Origin of the sequence: Streptomyces sp. NPDC127129 (assembly GCF_042671585.1) — a bacterium.
GTDB lineage: Bacteria > Actinomycetota > Actinomycetes > Streptomycetales > Streptomycetaceae > Streptomyces.
This window is the reverse complement of record NZ_JBHXTV010000004.1, coordinates 59,711-81,882: the sequence shown is the minus strand read 5'-3', so window position 1 is coordinate 81,882 and position 22,172 is coordinate 59,711. Positions and strand designations below refer to the sequence as shown.

Annotated in this window: 22 protein-coding genes and 2 pseudogenes; 15 read left to right on the top strand and 9 right to left on the bottom strand. The window is 70.1% G+C overall.

What is annotated here, in order from left to right; translation table 11 throughout:
- Positions 1 to 89: 89 nt before the first annotated feature.
- From ACFVGW_RS08845 to ACFVGW_RS08835, 3 genes are all read left to right on the top strand, one after another.
- Complete coding sequence (locus ACFVGW_RS08845; RefSeq protein ID WP_385851383.1) at positions 90 to 1,220, top strand: glycosyltransferase family 4 protein; 1,131 nt, start codon at positions 90 to 92, stop codon at positions 1,218 to 1,220.
- Positions 1,217 to 2,308, top strand: a complete 1,092-nt coding sequence (locus tag ACFVGW_RS08840; RefSeq protein WP_385851382.1) for a GNAT family N-acetyltransferase — start codon at positions 1,217 to 1,219, stop codon at positions 2,306 to 2,308. The genes ACFVGW_RS08845 and ACFVGW_RS08840 overlap by 4 nt, the downstream gene beginning before the upstream one ends.
- A 147-nt stretch (positions 2,309 to 2,455) precedes the next feature.
- On the top strand, positions 2,456 to 3,046 hold the full coding sequence (locus ACFVGW_RS08835; protein ID WP_385851381.1) for a sugar transferase: 591 nt from the start codon (positions 2,456 to 2,458) through the stop codon (positions 3,044 to 3,046).
- A 123-nt stretch (positions 3,047 to 3,169) separates the two neighbouring features.
- Here ACFVGW_RS08835 and ACFVGW_RS08830 read toward each other — a convergent pair whose 3' ends face one another.
- From ACFVGW_RS08830 to ACFVGW_RS08820, 3 genes are all read right to left on the bottom strand, one after another.
- A complete protein-coding gene (locus tag ACFVGW_RS08830) occupies positions 3,170 to 3,955 on the bottom strand; it encodes a WecB/TagA/CpsF family glycosyltransferase (protein ID WP_385851380.1) in 786 nt (261 codons plus the stop codon).
- Positions 3,949 to 4,944, bottom strand: a complete 996-nt coding sequence (locus ACFVGW_RS08825; RefSeq protein ID WP_385851379.1) for an NAD-dependent epimerase/dehydratase family protein — start codon at positions 4,942 to 4,944, stop codon at positions 3,949 to 3,951. The genes ACFVGW_RS08830 and ACFVGW_RS08825 overlap by 7 nt, the downstream gene beginning before the upstream one ends.
- A gap of 242 nt (positions 4,945 to 5,186) precedes the next feature.
- Positions 5,187 to 5,720 (bottom strand): hypothetical protein, encoded by a 534-nt coding sequence (locus tag ACFVGW_RS08820; RefSeq protein WP_383289419.1) that lies wholly within the window; start codon positions 5,718 to 5,720, stop codon positions 5,187 to 5,189.
- A 170-nt stretch (positions 5,721 to 5,890) separates the two neighbouring features.
- Here ACFVGW_RS08820 and ACFVGW_RS08815 point away from each other — a divergent pair, with 170 nt between their 5' ends.
- Positions 5,891 to 6,175, top strand: a complete 285-nt coding sequence (locus tag ACFVGW_RS08815; protein WP_385851378.1) for a hypothetical protein — start codon at positions 5,891 to 5,893, stop codon at positions 6,173 to 6,175.
- Positions 6,176 to 6,229: 54 nt separating this feature from the next.
- Here the strand turns inward: ACFVGW_RS08815 and ACFVGW_RS08810 are convergent.
- Positions 6,230 to 6,571 (bottom strand): annotated as a pseudogene (locus tag ACFVGW_RS08810) (SAM-dependent methyltransferase); the annotation flags it as partial.
- Between the two features lie 23 nt (positions 6,572 to 6,594).
- Between ACFVGW_RS08810 and ACFVGW_RS08805 the strand changes: the two are divergent.
- A pseudogene (locus tag ACFVGW_RS08805) lies at positions 6,595 to 6,795 on the top strand (helix-turn-helix domain-containing protein); the annotation flags it as partial.
- A 78-nt stretch (positions 6,796 to 6,873) separates the two neighbouring features.
- Here the strand turns inward: ACFVGW_RS08805 and ACFVGW_RS08800 are convergent.
- On the bottom strand, positions 6,874 to 7,230 hold the full coding sequence (locus ACFVGW_RS08800; protein ID WP_385851377.1) for an HGxxPAAW family protein: 357 nt from the start codon (positions 7,228 to 7,230) through the stop codon (positions 6,874 to 6,876).
- Positions 7,231 to 7,323: 93 nt separating this feature from the next.
- Between ACFVGW_RS08800 and ACFVGW_RS08795 the strand changes: the two genes are divergently transcribed.
- Together ACFVGW_RS08795 and ACFVGW_RS08790 are read left to right on the top strand one after the other, a co-directional pair.
- On the top strand, positions 7,324 to 7,848 hold the full coding sequence (locus ACFVGW_RS08795; RefSeq protein WP_385851376.1) for a MarR family transcriptional regulator: 525 nt from the start codon (positions 7,324 to 7,326) through the stop codon (positions 7,846 to 7,848).
- Positions 7,849 to 7,943: 95 nt separating this feature from the next.
- The gene (locus ACFVGW_RS08790) at positions 7,944 to 8,687 is read left to right on the top strand and encodes a DUF2625 domain-containing protein (RefSeq protein WP_385851375.1); all 744 of its coding nucleotides are present in this window, start codon (positions 7,944 to 7,946) and stop codon (positions 8,685 to 8,687) included.
- A 69-nt stretch (positions 8,688 to 8,756) separates the two neighbouring features.
- Here the strand turns inward: ACFVGW_RS08790 and ACFVGW_RS08785 are convergent, their stop codons facing one another.
- Positions 8,757 to 9,980 (bottom strand): saccharopine dehydrogenase family protein, encoded by a 1,224-nt coding sequence (locus ACFVGW_RS08785; RefSeq protein ID WP_385851374.1) that lies wholly within the window; start codon positions 9,978 to 9,980, stop codon positions 8,757 to 8,759.
- Positions 9,981 to 10,098: 118 nt separating this feature from the next.
- Between ACFVGW_RS08785 and ACFVGW_RS08780 the strand changes: the two genes are divergently transcribed.
- Entirely contained in the window at positions 10,099 to 10,821 is a 723-nt protein-coding gene (locus ACFVGW_RS08780; protein ID WP_385851373.1) for a TetR/AcrR family transcriptional regulator, read from the top strand.
- Between the two features lie 106 nt (positions 10,822 to 10,927).
- Here ACFVGW_RS08780 and ACFVGW_RS08775 read toward each other — a convergent pair whose 3' ends face one another.
- Positions 10,928 to 11,608 carry a DUF4232 domain-containing protein gene (locus ACFVGW_RS08775; protein ID WP_385851372.1) on the bottom strand — a complete coding sequence of 227 codons (681 nt, stop codon included), beginning with the start codon at positions 11,606 to 11,608 and terminating at the stop codon, positions 10,928 to 10,930.
- Positions 11,609 to 11,950: 342 nt separating this feature from the next.
- A complete protein-coding gene (locus ACFVGW_RS08770; RefSeq protein WP_385851371.1) occupies positions 11,951 to 12,733 on the bottom strand; it encodes a sulfite exporter TauE/SafE family protein in 783 nt (260 codons plus the stop codon).
- 303 nt (positions 12,734 to 13,036) lie between these two features.
- Here ACFVGW_RS08770 and ACFVGW_RS08765 point away from each other — a divergent pair, with 303 nt between their 5' ends.
- From ACFVGW_RS08765 to ACFVGW_RS08735, 7 genes are all read left to right on the top strand, one after another.
- The gene (locus ACFVGW_RS08765; protein WP_385851370.1) at positions 13,037 to 13,909 is read left to right on the top strand and encodes an NAD(P)-dependent oxidoreductase; all 873 of its coding nucleotides are present in this window, start codon (positions 13,037 to 13,039) and stop codon (positions 13,907 to 13,909) included.
- A gap of 203 nt (positions 13,910 to 14,112) precedes the next feature.
- Positions 14,113 to 15,036 (top strand): NAD(P)-dependent oxidoreductase, encoded by a 924-nt coding sequence (locus ACFVGW_RS08760; protein ID WP_385851369.1) that lies wholly within the window; start codon positions 14,113 to 14,115, stop codon positions 15,034 to 15,036.
- A 274-nt stretch (positions 15,037 to 15,310) separates the two neighbouring features.
- A complete protein-coding gene (locus ACFVGW_RS08755; RefSeq protein ID WP_385851368.1) occupies positions 15,311 to 16,741 on the top strand; it encodes a flavin monoamine oxidase family protein in 1,431 nt (476 codons plus the stop codon).
- A 181-nt stretch (positions 16,742 to 16,922) separates the two neighbouring features.
- Complete coding sequence (locus ACFVGW_RS08750) at positions 16,923 to 18,152, top strand: cytochrome P450 (RefSeq protein WP_383221522.1); 1,230 nt, start codon at positions 16,923 to 16,925, stop codon at positions 18,150 to 18,152.
- A gap of 5 nt (positions 18,153 to 18,157) precedes the next feature.
- Entirely contained in the window at positions 18,158 to 18,361 is a 204-nt protein-coding gene (locus tag ACFVGW_RS08745) for a ferredoxin (RefSeq protein ID WP_383289448.1), read from the top strand.
- A gap of 94 nt (positions 18,362 to 18,455) precedes the next feature.
- A complete protein-coding gene (locus ACFVGW_RS08740) occupies positions 18,456 to 19,760 on the top strand; it encodes a nucleotide disphospho-sugar-binding domain-containing protein (protein ID WP_385851367.1) in 1,305 nt (434 codons plus the stop codon).
- 315 nt (positions 19,761 to 20,075) lie between these two features.
- On the top strand, positions 20,076 to 21,254 hold the full coding sequence (locus ACFVGW_RS08735; protein ID WP_385851366.1) for an acyl-CoA dehydrogenase family protein: 1,179 nt from the start codon (positions 20,076 to 20,078) through the stop codon (positions 21,252 to 21,254).
- A 5-nt stretch (positions 21,255 to 21,259) separates the two neighbouring features.
- On the opposite strand, the gene ACFVGW_RS08730 is transcribed toward ACFVGW_RS08735, so the two are convergent.
- Positions 21,260 to 22,129, bottom strand: a complete 870-nt coding sequence (locus tag ACFVGW_RS08730) for an SDR family oxidoreductase (protein WP_385851365.1) — start codon at positions 22,127 to 22,129, stop codon at positions 21,260 to 21,262.
- Positions 22,130 to 22,172 lie beyond the last annotated feature (43 nt).

The window sequence follows — 22,172 nt, the reverse complement described above, 5'->3', positions numbered from 1 at the left end:
TCTGACTTGCCCTTCACTGCGTTCATGGCAATTTATCCAGCATGGAAAGAAAGTCCCGATCGACACGCCACCCCACGGACCGCCCACGAGTGGTGCTCCTGGTTCCCTTCCTCTCCGAGTTCCGGCGCTCCTTCTATCGGCGCCTCGAAGAGGATCTGGAGGCCCGTGGCGTCCGTCTCCTGATCGCGCACGGTGCGCCGTACAGCGGAGATCAGGAAGCACGTCGAGACGTGATCCACATGGAAGGCGCGGTGCGGCTGAAGCAGCGGACCGCATGGGTGGCCGGCCGGCCGCTCGTGCACAAGCATCTGGGCGGGCTCGCCCGGTCGGCAGACGTCGTGGTGGTCGACCAGGCGCTTCGGAACATGGAGCTGTATCCCCTGCTGCTCCGGCAGTTGACGGGCCGCGGGCCGGCGGTCGCGATGTGGGACCACGGCCGTACGTACACCCGGCCGCAGTCCGGGCTGGAGCAGTCGCTCAAGTACTCCCTCACCCGACGTGCCCGCTGGTTCTTCTCCTACACCGCCGGTGGGGCGCGAGCCGTCACCGAGCACCGGTTCCCGCGCCAGCGGGTGACGGTCGTACAGAACGCGGTCGACACCAAGGCGCTCGGCGACGCGTACCGCCGTGTGACCGAGCAGCAGAGCGCCGAGGTGCGCCGGACGTACGGCCTCACGGCGGGCCGCACCGGCCTGTTCGTCGGAGCGCTCAGCTCGGGCAAGCGCATCCCGTTCCTCGTCGAGGCGGCCGAGAGGATCGCCGACCGTCTGCCCGGCTTCCGGCTCCTGGTGGCCGGTACCGGGCAGGAGCGGCACATCGTCGACGCGGCGGCGGCACGGCGGCCCGTGGTGGTGCCGGTCGGCCAGGCGTTCGGTGACCGCAAGGCGCTGCTGGGCGCGGTGTCCGACGTCATGCTGATGCCGGGCCTGGTGGGGCTGTGCGCGGTCGACTCGTTCGTCCTGCAGACGCCCATCGTCACGACCCCGTGGCCCTGGCACGCCCCGGAGTTCGAATACCTCGAACACGGCCGCAACGCCGTCGTCGCACCGGACGACCCGGAGCAGTACGCCGACGCCGTGACGGCGCTCCTCACCGGATCCGGACGGCTCGGCGCTCTGCGCGAGGAATGCCGGAAGGACGCCGGCCGGTACACCGTCGAGGAGATGAGCCGGCGTTTCGCCGACGGTCTCGTCCAGCTCCTCGAGGACAGACACAGATGATCCGCACAGCGACCCCCCGGGCGCCCGCCACCGCCGGCTTCCACGTGCACCGCACCCCGTGCAGCCTGGCGCCGCTGGAAGACGCGTGGCGCGAGCTGGTCAGCGGTGTCCCCGGCTCCTCGTACTTCATCACCCCGGACTGGGTGCTGGGCTCGTGGCAGGCCATGGATCCGGCCGCCTCCGCCGAGGTGGCCGTGTGGACCGGGCCCGGCGGGCGCGTGGAAGCGGTCGTCCCCCTGGTACGCGTCCGCGAGCGGCTGCACCGCCGGCTCCCCTTCCCGGTGACCTGTTGGACCCTGCTCGGAGCCGGCGCCGACGCGGCGGACCACGGACTGCTGCCCGCACTGCCGCACCGCCGTGACGACGTCCGGGCCTTTCTCAAAGCGCGTATCGGACACGGCAGTTGCTGGTTCCCCGCGACGGATCCGCAGGCCGACCCCGGGCTGCTGCCGCCCGGCACCCGTCGGATCACCACCATGACGTGCCCGCGCCTGACGATCGGGCCGGACAGTGCCGTCGGTTCCCGGAGCCTCCGGCAGCTCATGGCGCGGCGCCGAAGGCAGCTCGCCGCGGCCGGTGTCTCCTTCCGCTGGGTCCCTCCGCAGGAGATGACCGCCGAGGTGACCGACACCGTGATGAGGCTCCACCGCGAGCGACAGGACGTGAAGGGCACCACGACGGCCTTCGGGCCCGGACGGCGGGGCTTCCATCTGCGGCTGCAGGCCCGCGCGGGTCCCGGTCGCGGGCCCGCGGCCCTGCTCGCCGAGCGGGACGGCATCGCCGTGGGGGCCGTCTACGGGTTCCTGTGGCAGAACACGTTCGCCTATTACAACGGCGGCTGGGACGCGGCGTACGCGCGGATGAGTCTCGGCACCGTCCTGCTGTACGAGGCCATCGCCACGGTGGCCGGGGCGGGCGTGGAGACCTTCGACTTCCTGCGCGGCGACGAGACGTACAAGTACCGGTCGTTCGGCGCACAGGACCGCCACGACGAAAGCTGGCTCAGGCCCCGCAGCCCGGCGGCTCTCCTCGCGGGCGCAGCCCTCGGGCTGCACGCCCTCGGGCCGCGCCGTCGACGGTCCGGCTGAAGAACTGCCGCCCCGTCGGGGCGCCGCGGCATCGCGATCGCGTGAGACATCGCGGCAGGCGACAGAGGTAGGAAATCGCGAGAAGCCCTACCGCCCGGTCAACCCATTCGTGACGAATTCTTCCACGTTTCCGCGAACGGATGCAGCATGCCCACCAAGCGAATCATCGATGTCATCGGCAGCATTGTTCTGCTCCTGCTGGCCGCCCCCATGATGTGCGTCATCGCCTTCGTGATCGTCTTCAATTCACCCGGCGGAGTGATCTACCGGCAGGTCCGTGTAGGACTGAACGGCCGCCCCTTCGAAATGTTCAAATTCCGCACCATGCGGGTCGGGGCACACGCCGAGAGGGACTCTCTCGCGGCACTCAACGAATCGGACGGCCATCTCTTCAAGGTGCGCCACGATCCCAGGATCACGCCTGAGGGGAAATGGCTGCGACGGCTCTCGCTGGACGAACTCCCCCAGCTGGTGAACGTGTTGCGGGGCGACATGTCCCTCGTCGGCCCGCGTCCGCTGATCCTCGCGGACTCCGGCTACACGGGCGACGCCCGCACCCGTCTCTCGGTGGTGCCCGGGCTGACGGGACTGTGGCAGGTGAGCGGCAGGTCGAAACTCGCCTGGGAGGAGATGGTCCGGCTCGACCTGCACTACGTCAAGCACCAGTCCATCGCCCTGGACCTCGCCATTCTCGTCCGTACGGTCGCGGCGGTCCTGAGCTCCAGGGGCGCGTACTGAACCGGCTTTCGGGGCCCGGTCCGGCACTCGGTCATGGAGGCGCGGCGATACCGGACGGCGCGAGAGGATGCGCCGGCCGGCATCGGACCTCGCCCGGGGCCCCGAGGCTCTGAGGGTCGGCCCTCAGGCCTCGCCGCGTCCGAGCAGCTTCGGCGGCCGCAAGGCCGTACGCACCACGTAGGCAGGGTTGTTGCGGAGGTAGCGCCGCCAGAGCCGACGGGGCTCCTTGTACAGCCTGTACGACCACTCCAGCCCGCGCTGCCGCGTCCATTCGGGAGCCTGGGGGACGAGGCCCGCGTGGAAGTCGAAAGCGGCGCCCACTCCGCACAGTACGGCGGCGTCCAGCCTCGCGCGGTGCTCGGCCATCCACCGTTCCTGCTTCGGGGTGGACAGCCCGACCCAGACCAGATCGGCTCCGCTGTCGTTGATGCGGCGCACGACGGCCTCGTCCTCCTCGACCGTCAGCGGTCTGAAGGGCGGTGAGTGGCATCCGGCGATCTTCAGACCGGGAATCCGCCGGAGCAGAGCTCCTTCGAGCAGTTCGGGAACTCCCTCCGCGCCGCCGTAGAGGTACGAGGACCAGCCGCGCTCGGCGGCCCGCTCCAGAACGGCCAGCATCAGGTCAGCACCGCGTACCTGACGCATCCAGGGCGCACCGGCGCGGTGACCGGCCCAGACCATCGGCATACCGTCGGGGACGGTGAGTCCCGAGGCGTTGTGGATGCGGCGCAGAGCGGGGTCCCGCTGCGATTCCATGACACCGTGGACGCCCGTCACGCAGACATAGGACCGCTCTCCGGTCTCGATCCAGCGTGAGATCCGGGCGACTGCCGATTCCGGGTTCACCGCGCTCACCCCCACGCCCAGCACGTCGACCCTCACCGGGTCGCCCGGCGCGCTCGTCAGCACTGGTGGGGCCGCCCTTCGAGCTGCGCCTTCACCTGGTCGTACACCCAGCGGTAGGTGGTCTCCAGCCCCTGGACGAGAGACGACTCCGGGGCCCAGCCGAGTTCCTTGCCGATCCGGGTGTTGTCACTGTTGCGACCGCGCACCCCGAGCGGACCGGGGACGTGGCGGTGCCGCAGCCTGACGCCGGCGATGTCCTCGACGATCGCGTACAGCTGGTTGATGGACACCAGACGGTCCGAACCGATGTTGAGGGGATCGGTGCACTCGCTGCGGGTGAGCCGCAGCGTGCCCTCGACGCAGTCGTCGATGTAGGTGAAGCTGCGCGTCTGCTCGCCGTCACCCCAGATCTCGATCTCGGCCTCTCCGGTGAGCCGGGCGAGGGCGACCTTGCGGCAGGCGGCCGCCGGCGCCTTCTCGCGGCCGCCCGTCCACGTGCCGTTGGGGCCGTAGACGTTGTGGTAGCGAGCGGTGCGCGTGGCCAGTGCGTAGTCCTCGCGGAAGTGCCGCGCCATGCGCTCGCTGAACAGCTTCTCCCAGCCGTAGCCGTCCTCGGGCATGGCGGGGTAGGCGTCCTCCTCGCGCAGGGGGAGCACGTCGACGTCGGTCTGCTTGTCAGCGGCGTACACGCACGCGGACGACGCGTAGAAGTAGCGGTCGGCGCCCGCTTCCCTGGCGGCCAGGAGCATGTGGGTGCTGGAGAGAACGGAGAGCATGCAGGCGGCCTTGTTGCTCTCGATGAAGCCCATGCCGCCCATGTCGGCGGCCAGGTGGTAGACCTCGCGGGCGCCGCCCGCGAGCACACCCGTGCAGGTGTCGAGCCGGGAGACGTCCCCCTCCACGTTCTCCGCACCGTCGTGCACCTGATACCACTCGGGGAGCGGTTTGCGGTCGACGGCCCGCACGCTGCGCCCTTCGGCGAGCAGCGCTCGGGTCAGATGCCCGCCGATGAATCCTCCGGCTCCCGTGACCACCGCGTCGATGTCACCCACTGTGTACTCCTTGGCGTTCGTGTACGAAGGGCTGGAGACACGGTTACGCCCCGGCCGCCCCTCCGGCCGCATTGCGCAAGCCCGTCGAGCCGAGCCCACCCGGCTGGCCGAGCGGCCCCGAAACGCCCTGGTGGTCCGCCGGGCCCGGAGGCCTCAAGGCGGACCTGGACACGCTGGCCGGTTCCTTCACCGCGCGATGCCGGTCGCCGTACGTTCACGCCGGCGGGCAGGAGGTCTGCCGTTCACGGGGTACGGGGTGCGAGCTCTGCCAGTGCGTGGGCGGACTCGGGGGTCAGGCGGTAGAAGCCCTGGAGGCTGACCGAGCGTTCGAGGCGGCCGTCCACGACGTACTTGAGGTGACGGGTCCTGCCTCGGGCGTTGCGCCAGGTGAGGGTCGGGAGCAGTTCGCCGGGAACAGGGGTGTCGAAGCGTACGGGAGTCGCGTCCACGTGGACCGCGGTGGCGCCGCAGCCGCCGGCGCCGAGCATCGACCAGTCGTCGTGTCCGGGAAAGCGCGGGTCCTGCCATGTCACCGCGGGCGTCCCGCAGCAGGCGCCGTGTTCCATGTCCAGGACTCGCATGCGGGACACGACGAACACCTCGCACCGGTTGACGTGCAGTGCGTACACCTCGTCACCGGCACGGGCACCCGACCAGGTCGGCAGTGACTGGTGGACACCTGAGTAGGCGACGGGCGGACGCTCGCCCACGCGGCCGGCCTTGCGCAGGGCACGGCAGGTGTCATGGGTCCACAGGACGGTGAAGGCATCAGGCATGCGGTGATCGTAGGAGCGAGGTCTGACAGTGCTCGTGGCGCGGGGCGGGCGGCAACGACCGGTTGGCCGTCGGCTCTTCAGGTGATTGTCGGATGCTTCATGGTCCGGGCGGTTGTCGCAGGGTACGACTCCTCAGCACCAGACGAACCCTGCATTGAGGAGCTTTGGCGATGTACGCAGCCGTCCGGAGGTACGAAGGGGTGACCGATGCGGCAGAGGCGGGACGCCTCGTGAACGAGGGTTTCGTGCCGCTCATGCGCCAGGTCTCCGGCTTCGTGGCCTATTACTGGGTCGACGCCGGGGACGGGGTGATGGTCTCGACGAGCGTCTTCCAGGACCGGTCCGGCGCGGAGGAATCGATCGCGAGGGCCGCCGACTTCGTGGCGGAGAACCTCGCCTCGCTGCTCCCCAACCCTCCCCAGATCACGGCCGGCGAGGTCGTGGCCTCGGCCTGACGGCCGAACGACGCGTCTCGGCAGCGGGCGAGGACGCCGGCCACGCTGTCCGTCGGTGCGGCGGACGAGGAGGACGTGGCCGGTGACCTCGGCGGTGCGTCCGTCCGGGCCGGCCGCGATCCGCCGGGGCGCGTCGGCACGCTCGACCGTCCACGTCCGAGGGGCCAGTCCGATACCCGCCGCGGCTTCGCGCGCGGTCGGACGGCGAACGTCGGAACCCCGGTCCCACGACCAGGGCGGGACCGAGCCGTGGTCGACGACCAGTAGCCGCCGGCCCGGGCGCAGTGCGAGCGGGGCGGAGCGGAGGACGGCTGCCCGATCCAGGCCGACGGGGGTGCCGCAGCCGAGGTCCGACGCGTCACCGGGCGGCAGGCCCGTCACCGTCTCACGGAATCTTGCGGTCACTGCAAGATGGCCTGATGGATCACGCGACGGACGACGGCGTGCTCGGCGCGGTGGGGCCGCGCCTTCGTACGCTGCGCCGCGCCCGCGGCATCACCCTCGCCGATCTCGCGGCGACGACGGGCGTGCCGGAGAGCACTCTGTCCCGGCTGGAGAGTGGGCTCGTCGGTGCCCCGCGTACGGGCGACCCCCGGATGCACTCCCTTCCGGTCAGTCGGGTTCGGGATCGCTGACGCACCGTGCTGCTCGCCGGAGAATTGGCGATGGAGGGTCAGCCGCACAAGGACAGAACCTCGCTACGTCGTCCGCCCCGCGAGTGCGGGCTCGACCGCGACCGCCGGGACCTCGGCGGGGTTGCGTCCCGCCAAGCGGCAGCCGAGGCAGTCGGGATGGCCCCGGCGGGCCGTCGTGTCACGGACGCGCCAGTGCTGTTGACCGGCCGGCCGCGGTCCGGTGGGTTTGCCCCATCCCGCCAGATGAAGGCACCAGGTGGTCAGCGCGGCGAGGACCACGACGGCGCCGCCCAGCAGCAGCCCGGCGGTCGAGTGGACGGCGAACGCCACACCCATCCCCGTACAACCGACTGTGGCGATGCCGGTGCCTGTCCAGCCGGCGACCGTGTGGCCCAGGTCGTGGTCTCCGTGCGCGCTCACGGGCGCCTCCTCGGGAAATGGGATGCTCGGGTGGCGAGCCGTGGTCCGCATGGCTCGCCATATATGTCTTACCTCGCGAGATAATTTACTTAGATGCTAAGGGGATATGTGGTGCAGGGCAAGGCACGTCCGGCGGCGACAGCGGAGCAGGCGCTGTACGCGATGGACCGGATGATCGCGACCGCGCAGTTCGGGCAGCAGGACATCGCGCGGCTCCTCGGCCTCAACGTCACAGATCTGACCTGTCTCGGCTTCCTCGTCGAAGCCGCTACGGCAGGCGAGTCCCTGGTGGCCGGCGATCTCGCCGACCGGGCCCGGCTGACCACCGGTGCGGTGACCGGCGTCCTCAACCGCCTCGAGAAGGCGCGGTACATCCGCCGCCAGGCGGACCCGCAGGACCGCCGGAAGGTCCGGCTGGTCATGGAGGAGTCCGCGCTGGAGCGCATCCTCCAGGCGTACGGACCCTTCTACGAGCGCCTCGGCCTGCTCTTCGCGGATTACACCCCTGACGAGGTCGCCGTACTGACGGACTGGTTCACCCGCGCCAAGGTCCTGCTGCAGGACTCGTTGGACGAGATCCGCACAGGTGTCTCCCCGTCGCCACCGTCGGACGGCTGACCTCCCCGTCGCTCACCGATCCATCGCCCCGGCCTCCGAGTGGGCGCGGTCCACCCGCATGAGGAGGCGATACCCCCAGGTGCGACCATCGTCGGATGCGAGGGATCGATGAGCTGGTCGATGTGGACGAGCCGGCGTGGCCGGAGCTCCAGGGGATGTTCGGGGCGAGCTCCGTGCCGGTTCAGGTGCTGCCCGGAGACATCGACGAGGGCCGCCGATGCCTTCTGCAGATGCAGGTCAGCGCGCGATCGGTGCTGGGTGCACTGGCGTGGGGAACCGGCGGGGTGCTCGTGGACAACGGGTGGCTGCGCGTCTTCGGAGGGGGTTCGATCTCGGTCCCGGCCTCGGCCTCGGAGGGGCGGCTCCCGAGTCTGGCGCAGGTCAACCGTTTCCCCACGGAGTTCGACCCTGGCTGGCATCCGGCGACAGGTCTCGTCGTCGGCCACGACATCGTCGGAGGGGTCTTCGCGTTGAACGGTGGCGATCCCGCGGCAGCGGGCCGCCCCGGGGCACCGGGGCAGATGACCTACTTCGCTCCCGACACTCTGGAGTGGGAGGCCATGGAGATGGGCCACTCCGGGTGGGTCTCCTGGCTGCTCTCGGGCAGGCTGGAGGTGTTCTACGACGGAATGCGCTGGCCCGGCTGGCGTGAGGAGGCCGCGGCCCTGGCTTTCGGGCAGGGTCTTTCCGTGTATCCGTTCCTGTGGTCCGAGGAAGCTCACGCCGATCTCGCCGCCACGCGTCGGCAGCCCGTGCCGATGCGCGAGGTGCTGGGAGTCGCGGCGGACTTCGCCCGGCAGATGGGGCCGGCCGATCCCGGGTTCCTGGGCGACGTGTGACGGGCTTCGCTGCCGGTCCGGTCCTGGACCGGCAGCCCTGACGCCCGGGTCGCTGCGGGAACAGGCGGGTCAGCGCTCTTCGCGCAGCCCCCACGGAGATCCGTACGCGCCGAGCAGGTCGAGGAACGGACGGGGCGGAAGCGCCTCGGGGCCGAGGACGCCGCTCCCCTTCCACGTTCCGTCCGCGATCAGCTCCAGGGCGATCACCAAGTTGAGCGCGGTCTGCCAGACCACCGCCTGGGAGCCGTACTCGCGCATCGTCCACTCGTTGTCGACCACGTGGTACAGGTACACCTCCCGCACCGTGCCGTCCTTGGTTCCCTTCACCCAGGTGCCCGCGCAGGTCTTGCCCCTCATGCGGTCACCGAGCGTGGCGGGGTCGGGCAGGCAGGCGGCGACCACGTCGCGCGGGGAGATCTGGACCGGCCCGTCCGCGCCGGGGACGGTGACCTTGGCCGTGGAGTCGAGCCCCAGGTCGTGCAGGGTCTTCAGCTTGGCGATGAAGTCGTCGCCGAGGCCGTACTTGAACGTCACCCGGCGTGCGTCCACCCAGCGGGGCATGAGGAGGACCTCCTCGTGCTCGACGTTGACGCACTCCACGGGGCCGATGCCCTCCGGGAAGTCGAAGACCTCCGGCTCGCTGAAGGGCGCGGTGGTGAACCAGCCGCGGCCCTTCTCGTAGACGACGGGCGGGTTGAGGCACTCCTCGATGGTGGTCCAGATGCTGAAGGACGGTGCGAAGTCGTAGCCCTCCACGGTGAGGTTCGCGCCGTCACGGACGCCGATCTCCTCGATCTCGTCGAAGAGCTCGTCGGCGGCGTACCGGGCGAACACGTCCGAGAGGCCAGGCTCCACGCCCATGCCGACCAGGGCGAGGCGGTCGGCGTTCTCCCAGGCCTCGGCCAGGGCGAACTGCTCGTCTCCCAGCTTGACCCCGCACTGTTCGTAGGGAGCGGTGGGGTGCGGAACGGACAGCGACATCGCCATGTCGACGTAGTGCACGCCGGCGGCGAGCGCCGCATTGAACAGCGGCATCACGAACCTGGGGTCGGTCGCGTTCAGCAGCACGTCGCAGTTCTCCTCGACGACGAGGCGACGGACCGCCGCCTCGTCGGAGGCGTCCAGGCGGTGCGCGCTGAACCGGCCCTCCCGGTCGTCGAGCGCGGCCACGGCAGCCGCGGCGCGGGCCGGATCGTAGTCGGCCACGACCATGTGGGTCAGAAAGTCACGACGGGCCGCGATACGGGTGACGGCGGTTCCGACGCCGCCCGCACCCACGAGAAGGACTCGCATGTCACACACCACTTTCGCTCGACGGTCCCGGCGAACGCCTGGGCACACCTCGATGCAACACGGTCCCGGCGGTTAAGGTCTACAGCGTTGGCATAAGGACCGATGGGGCGGTGTAGCGATGCCGAAGAAGGTGGTTCCTGAGGCGGAACGGCGCAGGCGGCGGCCGACTCGCCAGGGCTCCGTGCTGTCGGAGAAGCTGATCGTGCAGACGGCGCTGCGGATGCTGCGCGAGCACGGGAGCGCCGGACTGACCGCCCGTCGGCTCGGCGCCGCTCTCGGGGCCGACCCGAGCACCCTGTACCGGTACTTCGCCGGCCTGGACGGTCTGACCCGGGCCATCGGCGAGGAGCTGATGGGGCGCGCCCTGGACAGCTGGACGGCCACGGGGAGCTGGCGTACCGACCTGCGTGCTCTGGGCCTGGCCATTCACGCCTCGTACCTCGCCCACCCCCAGGCAGCCCTGCTGACCGCCAGCCGCGTCACCGGCCGCCCCCGGGAGATCGAGGTGGACGAGACGATCCTCGGGATCCTGCGCGGCGCGGGCTTCGGCGAGGCGGACGCCGTCGGTGCGTACCACGCCTTCATCGACCTGGCCCTGGCCTTCGCCTCCCTGGACGCGGGCGCGCTGGCGATCAAGGACGAGGTCCGGGAGGCGGACGAGGACATGTGGTCCTCCACGTACGCCCGGCTGCCCGCCGAGACGCATCCGCACATCGCCGCCACCGCACACCTGCTGGCAGCCCGGATGAATCGCAGCGCCTATCCGGTCGTCCTGGAGACGCTCCTGGACAGCGCGGAGGCTCGGCTGTCCTCCGCGCGGAACGGCGTCGGCACGGCATGAGACGTGCGGGCCGACGACGGCCGGCACTCCGACGGCTCCCCGTCCCCGGACTCGCCTCCGCCGTGCGGCGGAGGCGCCCGAGACGGAAACCCGAGAAGGAGACCGGCTACAGGCTCAGCGCATCCTCGGCGTTGTCCATCCACGCGGTGACCGAGTTGTCGTCGGAGACGTTGAACCCGGGTGTCGAGGCCTTGAGCGGGACCTGCTTCAGGTCGGACTCGGTGTTCATGGTCATCGCGATCGAGGAGACCGTCTTGCTCCCGGCGCCCTTCAGGCCGCCCATGAGGCCGGCGTAGGCGGTCTGGCCCGGTGCGAGCCGGATGGCCTCCTCGATGCCGGGGGCCGTACCGCGCTCGGTCGCCTGCCCGTCCAGGTCGCCGAAGGTCACGACGGGGTGGCCGAGCACCCGGCACGGCTTGCCGGACTTGTTGGTGACTTTCAGCAGGTAGCTGCTGGTCGTGGGCTCTGCCAGGCTCGCGGTGAACGTCACGTCGAACGTGCTGCAGGGAAAGACGTCGAAGTCCGGGTCGGCCGACGGCGACACCGGCTTGGAGGGCGCAGACGGCTTGGCGGATGCCGACGGCTTGGCGGGCGCGGACGGCTTGGCGGGGGCGGACGGCTTGGCGGGGGCGGACGACTCTGCGGGCGTCGACGGAGAGGCGGGAGTCGCCGTCGGCACGTCGGCCCCACCCGCGGCGCCGTCCTCGTCGGGACCGCAGGCGGTCAGGGTCAGCGTGGATACAGCGACGACGGCGACGACGGCGACGGCTCTGCTGAACGTTCTCATGGAGTGCTCCCCCGATGATGGCGCGAAACGGTGCTCTGGTGGACTTCAGCTTCGCGCGCGTGCTTCACAGTTCGGTGACAGCGCCTTGCCGAATCCACCACGGTTCATCTCGCGGGTCTCTCGGGGCTCGACCGTGTGGTCCGACCTCAACGCGCACGTCGTCCCCAGGGGGACACCGGAGGGGCGCCGGTAGGTTGTATCCTCGACGCCGGTTCGGAGAAAGGCTGCTGGAGTGCTCACGCTGACATGATGCTTGACCTGCACCGAGCACCGGATCCGGTAGGGCCCTCGACCTGACGACGTGCGACAGCACCCCAGGTGTCTTGATCGCCGCGCGATCGGTCAGCCCAGCACCTGCGCCGCGTAGAGCGCGCCGACGCCGGCCGCAAGGGCGGCAAGCAGGAGGCGCAGGGCGGTTTCCGGCAATCGGGGCTGAAGGTGTGCGCCGAGGTATCCGCCGAGGAGTCCGCCGGCCCCGCACGACAGGCCCAGGAGCCAGTCGGGAGCGACGTCACCCGTGGCGGCCAGGGAGAGCGCAGCATAGGTGGCCGCCCCGACGATGGAGGTCACGAAGGTGGCGGCCAGAGCCGCGGGTGCGACGGTGGCGACCGGAGTTCCGCGACCGACGAGGATCGGGCCGAGGAGTGAGCCGCCTCCGATCCCGTAGATGCCGCCGACCACGCCGACGACCAAGGCCAGCATCCTCGTGGTGCGTGGCGAGGGCAGGAGCGGGTCTCGGGCCGGCGCCGGACGCACGGTCCGCAGCCACAGCCACAACCCGAGCGGCAGGAGGAGCGCGGCGACGAGCAGGCGGAAGACGCGCGGCCCGGGTACGGCGAAGACACGGATGAGCGCGCCGAGGACGACCCCGGGCAGGGTGCCGGCGATCAACAGCCGCGTCAGCGGCCCTCCGAGCCGACCGGCCCGCCAGTGGCGGAAGAGAGCGCCGGGGCCGGCCACGACGTTGTAGAGCAGGTTCGTCGGTGTCACCGCGGGGCTCGGCACGCCCAGGACGCTGACCTGGACGGGCAGCAGAAAAACCGCCCCGGAAACGCCCACGGGCGCCGTGGCCACGGCGATCGACAGTCCGGCGGTGAAACCGAGCAGCCCTGTCGACCAGTCCACGACAGCCCCCTCGGCGATCCGCTCCCCCGTTCCCCATGCCCGATGAACACTACGGCCCTCGTCTGCCGTGGGCGCACGCGACGAAGTGGCCCCGGGTGATGACTCGTTGGTTACCGTTCGATGAGAGGCGGATTCCGGTGGGCCGATAACTTCTGGTTGCTCACCGATGGGGAGCGTCGCGTGCCAGCGCCCTTCGAATTACAGAAAATGGTGCCTCTCTTCTATGCGTCTCCATGCAGACACCGCCGATTTCCAGAGTCATTCGGTATCGCATTGCCCTGAAGGCGGGACGGTGTGATGGCCATGGACAACAACACCCCGGTCACGGTCATCGGCCTCGGGCTCATGGGCCAGGCACTGGCCGGCGCGTTCCTCGGCGCCGGGCACGCCACGACCGTGTGGAACCGGTCCCCCCAGAAGGCGGACGGCCTCGTCGCCCAGGGCGCCACGCTCGCCCCCTCGGTCGCCGAGGCGATCGCCGCGGCCCCGCTGGTGATCGTCTGCCTCACCGACTACGACGCCGTGCGCGAGGTCCTGGAGCCCGTCGCCTCGGCCCTGAGGGGCAAGACCCTGGTGAACCTCACCTCGGGGCACTCCGAAGGAGGCAGGCAGACGGCCGAATGGGCCGCCGGCCTGGGCATCTCGTACCTCGACGGCGCGATCATGGCCATCCCGCCCGTCATCGGCACGGAGCACGCGGTCCTGCTCTACGGCGGCCCCGAGGACGTGTTCGGCGCCCATGAGGCCACGCTCGCGCGACTGGGCGCGGCCACCCACCTCGGCGCCGACCACGGACTGGCGTCGCTCTACGACGTGGCCCTGCTCAGCATCATGTGGGGTGTCCTGAACAGCTTCCTGCACGGGGTCGCGCTACTGGAGACGGCAGGGGTGAAGGCGACGACGTTCTCGCCGCTGGCCAACCAGTGGATCGGCGCGGTGACGAACTTCGTGTCCGCCTACGCGGAGCAGATCGACGAGGGCGCGTACCCCGCGCACGACGCCACGATCAACACGCACTGGGCCACCATGGTCCACCTGATCCACGAGAGCAAGGCCACCGGTGTCCCCGTCGAACTGCCGGAATTCGTCGCGCGGTTGACGGATCGCGCGATCGCGGCGGGCCACGGCAAGGACAGTTACGCAGCGATGATCGAGCAGTTCAGGAAGCCGTCCTGACCTGCTCGATCACGCGGCGGACGGTCACCGTGCCCACGGTGGCCGGAGTGCGCCCCTCCCTTACCTCCAGGTAAGTGCTTACAAATTAGTGCGCACTTGGCAACCCGTCAGATCGGCGGAAGGATCGTTCCAGCCCCTGGGTGCGGCAGTCGATCCGACCCCCCACGTGCGGCTGACGTCCCGGTTGGCCGAAGAACGAACCCATGCGGAAGATGGAGACCACGAACATGAACGAGTACGCCCCCCAGCCCGCTGAGGCCACACCTGTCACTGTCATCGGCCTCGGCTCGATGGGGCAGGCGATCGCCGGGGCATTCCTCGCGGGCGGCCACCCCACGACCGTCTGGAACCGGACGGCCTCCAAGGCCGACGCCCTCGTCTCCAAGGGCGCGACCCTCGCCACGACCCCCGCCGAGGCGGTCGAAGCGGGCGAACTCGTCGTCGTCTGCGTTCTGGACCGGGACGCGGCCCAGGAGATCCTGAACCCGGTGGCCGGCCTGCTGGCAGGCCGAGGCCTGCTCGTGCTGACCAGCCTCTCCCCCACGGAGGCCAACGAGACCTCCGCGTGGGCGGCCCAGGAGAACATCGCGTTCCTCGGCGGCGCCATCATGGCCACCCCGGACCTGATCGGGAACCCCGAAGAGGCGTCGCTGCTGTACGCCGGTTCGTCCACCGTGTTCGAAAAGCACAAGGCGGCGCTGGCGCTGCTGGGCACCTCGACGTACCTCGGTGACGTCGCCGCCCGTGCGTCGCTCCTGGAGACGGGCCTGCTGGCGTCGATGTACTCGATGTTCGCCGGGTTCTTCCACGGTGCGGCGCTGGTGGGCACGCAGGGCGTGACGGCCGAGGAGTTCACCGCGCTGGCCGTGCCGTGGCTGAAGGCGATGACCACGTTCCTGCCCGGCCAGGCGGAGTTCATCGACAAGGGCGACTACACCACCGACGTGCAGAGCCTGGCGTTCAACAAGGGCGGCCTGGACCACATCATCCACATCAGCGAGGACCAGGGCATCGGCACCGATGTCATGAAGCCCATCGCCGAACTGATCGACCGACAGGTCGAGGCGGGTCACGGTGACGACAGCCTCGCCCGGCTGATCGAGGGGATCAAGAACCCCAAGGCGTGATCGTCTGAGCACACACGTCTCTTCGAGGGGCCGTCGGTTCGCCGACGGCCCCTCGTCGTGCATCCGGAAAGAATCGGAAAGCACCGGAAAGCATGCGCGTGGCGTGGTGGTGGTGCGGGCGTCCCAGGTGCCGTGCGACGTGAATGCCCGCGCCTCTCCGGGAGACAGCCGATTACCGCCCCGTTACCAGGGCATGGGGAAGCGATGGACGGGCGCTGGTCGCTCATCTGGCTGAATTCAGGCCAGCAGAGGATCACCCAGCGCAAGGAGCGCCATGCAACCGGAGAACACCATTCCCCGCCCGGGCCACGCCTACACACCGCGCCGCAGGACACTGCTCAAAGTCGCCGGGCTGGCCGGAATAGGCACGGCGACCGCGGCTGCCTCCACGGCGCGGGCCGCTGCCGGCACGAAGGCGGACGCCACGTTCGACGTGATCGTCATCGGCGCGGGCTTCGCCGGTGTCACCGCGGCGCGCGAGCTGCAGGCCGCGGGCAGGAAGACTCTGCTGCTCGAAGCGCGTGACCGTATCGGCGGGCGCACCTGGACCACCACGTTCCAGGGGCAGATGGTGGAGATGGGCGGCACCTGGGTCGATGCCAAGCAGCCGCTGATCCAGGCCGAGATCAAGCGCCACGGGGTCCGGATCCTGGAGGATCCCGCTCCGGAGAAGGTCATCTTCCGCAATTCCGGCCAGTTCAGGGCGTTCACGCCGGAGGAGGCCTTCGGGCGCCAGGGCGAGCTCTTCGAGCGTCTTGTCGCGGGCTCCAAGGACGCCTTCCCGCAGCCCGAACAGCCCTTCCTCCGCGCCGACCTGGTCGCGGAACTCGACAAGCTCACCCTCCGGGACCGGCTTCAGCAGATGCGCCTGACGGCCGAGGAGGAGGACTGGATCACTCCGGTCACGGCGGTCGAGGGCGGGGCGGCCCGCGGCGGCCTGGCCGACCTGTGCCAGACCCACGCCCTGTGCGGCTACAGCTACATGGGCTACCTCGGTCTGAACACCTACCGCCCCGAAGGCGGCATGACCCCGCTCCTCAAGCGGATGCTGGACAGCTCCGGCGCGCAGCTGAAGCTCGCCTCCCCCGTCCGGTCCGTCTGCGACAACGGGTCCAAGGTCACCGTCACGACCCGTGCGGGCCAGTCCTACTCGGCGGCGGCCGTGGTCGTCGCCGTTCCGGTGAACGTGTGGAAGTCGATCCAGTTCACGCCCTCGCTGCCGGCCGCGCACACCACCGCCACCCAGGAGACGATGTCCGTCATCTCGGGCCAGAAGTTCATGATGAACGTCCAGGGCGACGTGGGCCGGTTCGTCGCCCAGCCGCCCGAGGGCCACCCGCTGCTGACCGCGGTTCCCTGGGCGCAGACCGCCAACGGCCTTCTCATGGCCGGTTTCAGCGCCGACGCGACATTGGACACCGGCAACGTGACCCAGGTGCAGGCCGCCGTGCAGTCCCTCGTGCCGGAAGCCCGCGTCACGGCGGTCAAGGCGGCCCGGTGGGGCCAGGAGCAGTTCTCCCAGGGCGCGTGGTCCTGGATGCAGCAGGGGCAGATGACCAAGCTGCTGCGTGCCGTCCAGCAGCCCCACGGACGGATCTCGTTCGCCACCAGCGACATCGCCACCGGGTGGTCCGGGTTCGTCGAGGGCGCCATCGAGCGGGGCATCGAGGCCGCGGCGCAGGCTTCCCTTTCGGTGACCCGCTAGGCGGGCCTCTTCCGGGCCGTGCCGGCGTCGCGGGCTCCCGCTGGTGCCTGTACGGCCCGCCGGCCGCGCGGCGCAGGGGCGCTTTCGGCGCGGAGAAGCCAGTGATCGGGCCGTTACTGCGCACTTGAGACCGCTGGGTACGTTCCATGCAGACGAACGTCCGGAATCAGGAGATCTATCCATGACTTCTTCGATGCCATCGCTCTTTACGCCGGAGTATTACCAGAACCAGTACAAGGCTTTCGCGTGGCTGCGCGAGAACTCGCCCATTCACGAGTTCCGGTTTCCCGTCGGCGACATACGCACCTGGATCGTGTCGCGTTTCGACGACGTACAGGCCGTGCTCGCCGATCCGCGCTTCAGCAACTTCGCGCCCGTCCACGGAAGTTCCGAGTTCAAAGAGTCCGGCATGATCCTCGGCGCCGACACGGTCGTCTCACGCATCATGACCGTGCTCGACCCGCCGGACCACACCCGCATCCGCAAACTGGCCATGGGATCGTTCACCCCACGCCGGACCGCACAGTGGCGCGAGCCCACCGAACGCGTCGTCCAGGCGGAACTCGACCGGCTCGAGAAGCAGGAGAGCCCTGACGCCGTCGCGTACGCGAGTGCGATTCCCGCGGCCGTCATGGGAGAGATTCTCGGCATTCCGCTCAGCCAGTACAACGAGATGCTCGACGCGATCGAGCGCGCGTTCCACCCGGACGACAACAAGGACAGCGCGCAGCGCGCGTTCGAGGAGATCGCCGACTACGGCCGCACCCTGATCATCGAGAAGCGCTCGATGCTCGGGGACGACCTGATGTCGAGCTTCATCGAGGCGCGCGACGGGGACGAGCGGTTCAACGAGGACGAGCTCGTCGCCATGCTCGCCCTCATGATCATGGCCGGTCTCGACACCACGCGGAACCTGATCGGCTCCTCGATCCTCGCCCTGTTCGACCACCCCGACCAGCGGCGCCTGCTGCCGAAGTGGCCCGAGATCCAGGCGACGGCCGTCGAGGAGTTCCTCCGCTACGAGGGGGCCCTGTGCGTGGGCGTCTTCCGGTTCGCCAAGGAGGACATGGACTTCCGCGGTACGAAGCTGCCCGCCGGCGCCCCGGTCGTCGCCGCGCTGCAGTCGGCCAACCGTGACCCCGACCGGTTCACCGATCCCGATCGCCTCGACCTCACCCGCAGCGGGCCGCGCCACCTCGGTCTCGGGCACGGACTGCACAACTGCCTCGGGGCCGCCCTCGCCCGGATGGAGGCCCAGATCGCCATTCCCGCGATCTTCGAGCGCTTCCCGGACCTGTCGCTGGCCGTCCCGCGCGACCAGGTCACCTATGCGGAGAACTGGCTGCTGCGCGGCCTCGTCTCGCTCCCCGTCGATCTGGGCGCGAGCAGGTCCCACCGGGCCGGGGGGTGAACGCCGTGACCGCGAAGCTGACGATCGATCGCACCGTCTGCGGTGGCGGCGGGCTGTGTGCCATCACGTATCCGAAACTCTTCCGGCTCGCCGACGAGGGCCACGCCGTCGCCCTGGCGACCGAGCTCGACGACACCGACGACATCGCCGCGGTGGAGGACCTCGTCGCGTGCTGCCCCACTGAGGCGATCACCCTCACATCCGGATGACGACGCCGCGCACCGGCCCACGGAGCGGCCCCGCTCCGCCGGGTCCCCGTGCGGCGGTGGAGCCCCGTCAACGCACCCCAGGGAGAAGACCCCCATGCGTGTCCTGTTCACCATCTGGCCGGCGACGGCCCACGTCTACCCGATCGTGCCCCTGGCCTGGGCCCTGCAGGCCGCGGGGCACGAGGTGTGCGTGGCCTCTCATCCGGCCGTCGCGCCGGCCGTCAACTCGGTCGGCTTGACCGCGGTCTCACTGGGCGACGAGTCGACCCTTCCCCCGCCGCTCGGCGCGGGCAAGCCCCCGACGGAGGAGACGACGCGCGTCCTGGACCGCATCACACGAGCGCTGGCCATCGACCCCGCCGATGAGCACGCCTGGCGGTTCCACCGGGACTACATGCTGCCCGCGATCCGCGACTTCAGCCCCGTGGACGTCACCGCCCAGGATCCTCAGCCGCTGCTGGACGAGCTGGTCCGGTTCTGCCGGAGCTGGCAGCCCGACCTGGTGCTGTGGGACCCCACGATGCCGTCGTCACCCGTGGCGGCCCGTGCCTCCGGCGCGGCCCACGCCCGGTTCCTGTGGGGCCTGGACCACTTCACGTGGGCCAGGGACCTCTACACCGAGCGCGCCGGGCAGCCCGGGCCGCCGCTGACGGACGAGGAGCCGCAGATCGCCTCGTTGCGGCCGATGGCGGAGCGGTACGGGTTCGAGGTCGACGACGAACTCCTCAACGGCCAGTGGACCGTCGACCCCATGCCGACCGCTGCCCGGCTCCCCTCCGCGCTGCGGACGGTGCCGATGCGCTGGGTGCCGTACTCGGGAGCGGACGTCCTGCCCCCATGGCTGTACGCGAAGCCGGAACGCCCCCGGGTGGCGCTCTCCCTGGGCGCCTCCATCCGGGTCTTCTCCAAGGACAGCGAGCAGCTCATCGCCAATCTGCTGAAGGCGCTGGGCGAACTGGACGTCGACGTGGTCGCGACCCTGAACCAGGCGCAGCTGGAAGGGATCGATCACGTTCCCGACAATGTGCGCACCGTCGACTACGTGCCGCTGGCCCAGCTTCTCCCGACCTGCTCGGCACTGATTCACCACGGCGGCTACGGCACCATGTGTGCCGCCGCCGCGGCGAACATCCCCCAGATCGTCGCCATGGACAACTACCAGGGCATGGAAGGCCCGCTCAGCGCCCGGTTCGTGACCGAGTCCGGGGCGGGCCTGGTGATCAGGCGTGAAGCGCATTCCGCGGCCGACATGCAGAAGCTGATCGACCGCGTCCTGACCGAGCCGTCGTTCCGCCAGGGCGCCGCGGACATCTATCGGGATCTGCTCGCCACACCCGGCCCGCACGAGACGGTGTCCGTTCTCGAAGGGCTCACGGCGCAGTACCGGCGCGGCGTCTGACCGGCCTGCCCGTCCGGGCGGTTGCCCTCACGTTCCCGAACAGCGGGAGCTGGGGACAACCGCCCATTTCGCGTGGCGGAACTCGGTGCCGGCCCTGAAACGGTGAGCGGTGAGCGGTGGGACCTTGCGGGCCACCCGCCGGGCGGAGGCCACATCCTTCGGTAACGGAATGCTCATCGTCTCTGGCGGACAAGGCGATTACCCCGACATTACTCGGCATGAACCCAGCACTCCCATAATCGGAGAAGGGCCGCGCCGAAAGCGTGTCCCGCAAGCATTTCGCACACCGGCGCCCATGAGAGTTGAGGAGTCAGGATGACCACGCCTGCAATTGAATCGGATTCGATACTGGACGCAGTGCGAGAAATCGTCCCCCGGCTCCGTGAGAACGGCATCAAGGCCGAAGAGAACCGCTGGATCCCGGACGAGAACATCGAGCTTCTCGAGAAGGCCGACGTCTTCAGGATCGCCGTCCCGAGGCGATTCGGCGGGCTCGACCTGCCGGTCGCGGACCAGGCGCGGATCATCGAGGAGGTCGGTCGCGGCTGCGGCTCCACCGGCTGGATCCTGTGCTCCTGGATCTCCAGCGCATGGATCGCCACGCAGTACTCCGACAAGGCCCAGGAAGAGATCTTCGCCGACGGCGCCGTCCGCATCTCCGGCGGCTTCACCCCGACCGGGACGGCGGTGGAGACCGAGGGCGGGTACATCCTCAACGGCAGCTGGCGCTTCAACACGGGCATCCGCGGTTCTCACTGGAACGTCCACGCCGCCATGGTCGAGCGGCCCGGCCAGGAGGACGAGGAGATCTTCGCCATCGTGCCCGCGTCGGAGGTGGAGATCCTCGACGACTGGCACGTCTCGTCCGCATCGGGCACGGGCAGCTCGACCACGCGTCTGAAGGACGTGTTCGTCCCCGCGCACCGTGTCGCCGGGGCCGTCGAGGCCCTCGAAGGTCTCGTCGAAGGCCGGAGCAACACCGGCGCGACCGGCCGGAACTACGGCCTCACAGCCCTGGTGATGGGACTGTCCGTACCCGTCTACATCGGACTCGCGCGCGCCGCACTGGAACTCTTCCTGGAGCGGCTCCCCGGACGGGGCATCGCCTACACCCACTGGGCCGAGCAGCGTGAGCACCCCTACACCCAGATCCAGGTCGCCACGGCGGCGAACAAGATCACCGCCGCCGAGGCCCTCGCGGCCGGCTGGCTGCGCCGCATGCAGGAAGCGGCCGATGCCGGCGAGCAACTGCCGATGGAGCAGCGGGTGGCCATCCGCGGACAGATGGGGTACGCGGTCCAGCTGGCCAAGGAGGCCGTCGGCGTCCTCCACGACGTGAGCGGCGCCTCGATCATCCAGCGCGCCGTGCCCTTCCAGCGGGTCCACCGCGACATCGAAGGCCTGTACCTGCACGGCCTGATGACGCCCCTGGGCAGCCTGGAAGCCCACGGCCGGGTCCTGGTCGGACTCGACCCCGACACCGACTACCTGTAGGCCCCCTAGAACCGGCCCCCTCCCCCGGAGGGGGCCGGTCCGGCGTCCGCCAGCCACTGGAGCGTGGTGCGGGGGGCCAGGCCGAGCAGGTGCCGGGCGGAGCGGTGGGACGCGATGGCGTTGTCCGGGAGCGTGGCCAGGAAGTCGTACAGACCCGCCACGCCGGCCGCCGCGCCGCTGCCCAGCAGGGGCGCGAGGGATTCCGCGAACGCCGCGGGCTTGAGGGCCTCGTAGGTGACGTCGCGTCCCAGGTGGGTCCCGAAGGCCTCGGCGAGTTCGGGACCGGTGGTTCCAGGATCGTGGCCGATCTCGACCAGGCCGGTGACTTCGGGGCGCCCGAACAGGGCCACCGCCGCATCGGCGACGTCCAGGTGCGAAGCCCACGAGACGGCGTAGTCGCCGCGGAGCGGGTAGCGGAGTACGCCCTGCTCGCGGGCACCGGTGACGACCGGCGGCAGGAGCAGGTTCTCCAGGAACAGCCGCGGCGCGATCACCGCGTGGGAGAGGCCGGCGGCCTTCAGGCCGTCGATGACCGTCACGACCGCGCCGTCGGCCAGCTCGACGGGCGTACCGCCGCTCGTGGAGAACACGACTCGCGCCGGTCGGGCTGCGGTCAGGGCCTCGACGACATTGCGTGCGTACGCCAGCCGGTCCTCCTCCCCACCGAGCGGGAGGTGGACGAAGACGCCGTCGGCCCCGCGGTAGGCCTCGGTCAGCCCTTCGACGGAGTCGAGGCCGACCGCCCTCACCCGCGCGCCCGCCACGACGGCGTCGGCGTTGCGGGTGAGGGCGGTCACGGACGCGCCGGAGGCGGCGAGGACAGCGACGACGGGGGCACCTTGGGCGCCGGTGGCGCCGTGGATCACGTAGCTCATGAATCCATTAGTGCACACACTGCACCGGTTACTTCAACTGCAC

What these genes read in the sequence shown, in the direction of transcription:
- ACFVGW_RS08820 (WP_383289419.1), bottom strand. Translation starts at nt 5,720, where the DNA reads ATGCCTGATGCCTTCACCGTCCTGTGGACCCATGACACCTGCCGTGCC.
- ACFVGW_RS08815 (WP_385851378.1), top strand. Translation starts at nt 5,891, where the DNA reads ATGTACGCAGCCGTCCGGAGGTACGAAGGGGTGACCGATGCGGCAGAG.
- ACFVGW_RS08740 (WP_385851367.1), top strand. Translation starts at nt 18,456, where the DNA reads ATGCGTGTCCTGTTCACCATCTGGCCGGCGACGGCCCACGTCTACCCG.
- ACFVGW_RS08775 (WP_385851372.1), bottom strand. Translation starts at nt 11,608, where the DNA reads ATGAGAACGTTCAGCAGAGCCGTCGCCGTCGTCGCCGTCGTCGCTGTA.
- ACFVGW_RS08785 (WP_385851374.1), bottom strand. Translation starts at nt 9,980, where the DNA reads ATGCGAGTCCTTCTCGTGGGTGCGGGCGGCGTCGGAACCGCCGTCACC.
- ACFVGW_RS08735 (WP_385851366.1), top strand. Translation starts at nt 20,076, where the DNA reads ATGACCACGCCTGCAATTGAATCGGATTCGATACTGGACGCAGTGCGA.
- ACFVGW_RS08750 (WP_383221522.1), top strand. Translation starts at nt 16,923, where the DNA reads ATGACTTCTTCGATGCCATCGCTCTTTACGCCGGAGTATTACCAGAAC.
- ACFVGW_RS08840 (WP_385851382.1), top strand. Translation starts at nt 1,217, where the DNA reads ATGATCCGCACAGCGACCCCCCGGGCGCCCGCCACCGCCGGCTTCCAC.
- ACFVGW_RS08755 (WP_385851368.1), top strand. Translation starts at nt 15,311, where the DNA reads ATGCAACCGGAGAACACCATTCCCCGCCCGGGCCACGCCTACACACCG.
- ACFVGW_RS08780 (WP_385851373.1), top strand. Translation starts at nt 10,099, where the DNA reads ATGCCGAAGAAGGTGGTTCCTGAGGCGGAACGGCGCAGGCGGCGGCCG.
- ACFVGW_RS08835 (WP_385851381.1), top strand. Translation starts at nt 2,456, where the DNA reads ATGCCCACCAAGCGAATCATCGATGTCATCGGCAGCATTGTTCTGCTC.
- ACFVGW_RS08730 (WP_385851365.1), bottom strand. Translation starts at nt 22,129, where the DNA reads ATGAGCTACGTGATCCACGGCGCCACCGGCGCCCAAGGTGCCCCCGTC.
- ACFVGW_RS08765 (WP_385851370.1), top strand. Translation starts at nt 13,037, where the DNA reads ATGGACAACAACACCCCGGTCACGGTCATCGGCCTCGGGCTCATGGGC.
- ACFVGW_RS08795 (WP_385851376.1), top strand. Translation starts at nt 7,324, where the DNA reads ATGCTAAGGGGATATGTGGTGCAGGGCAAGGCACGTCCGGCGGCGACA.
- ACFVGW_RS08790 (WP_385851375.1), top strand. Translation starts at nt 7,944, where the DNA reads ATGCGAGGGATCGATGAGCTGGTCGATGTGGACGAGCCGGCGTGGCCG.
- ACFVGW_RS08760 (WP_385851369.1), top strand. Translation starts at nt 14,113, where the DNA reads ATGCGGAAGATGGAGACCACGAACATGAACGAGTACGCCCCCCAGCCC.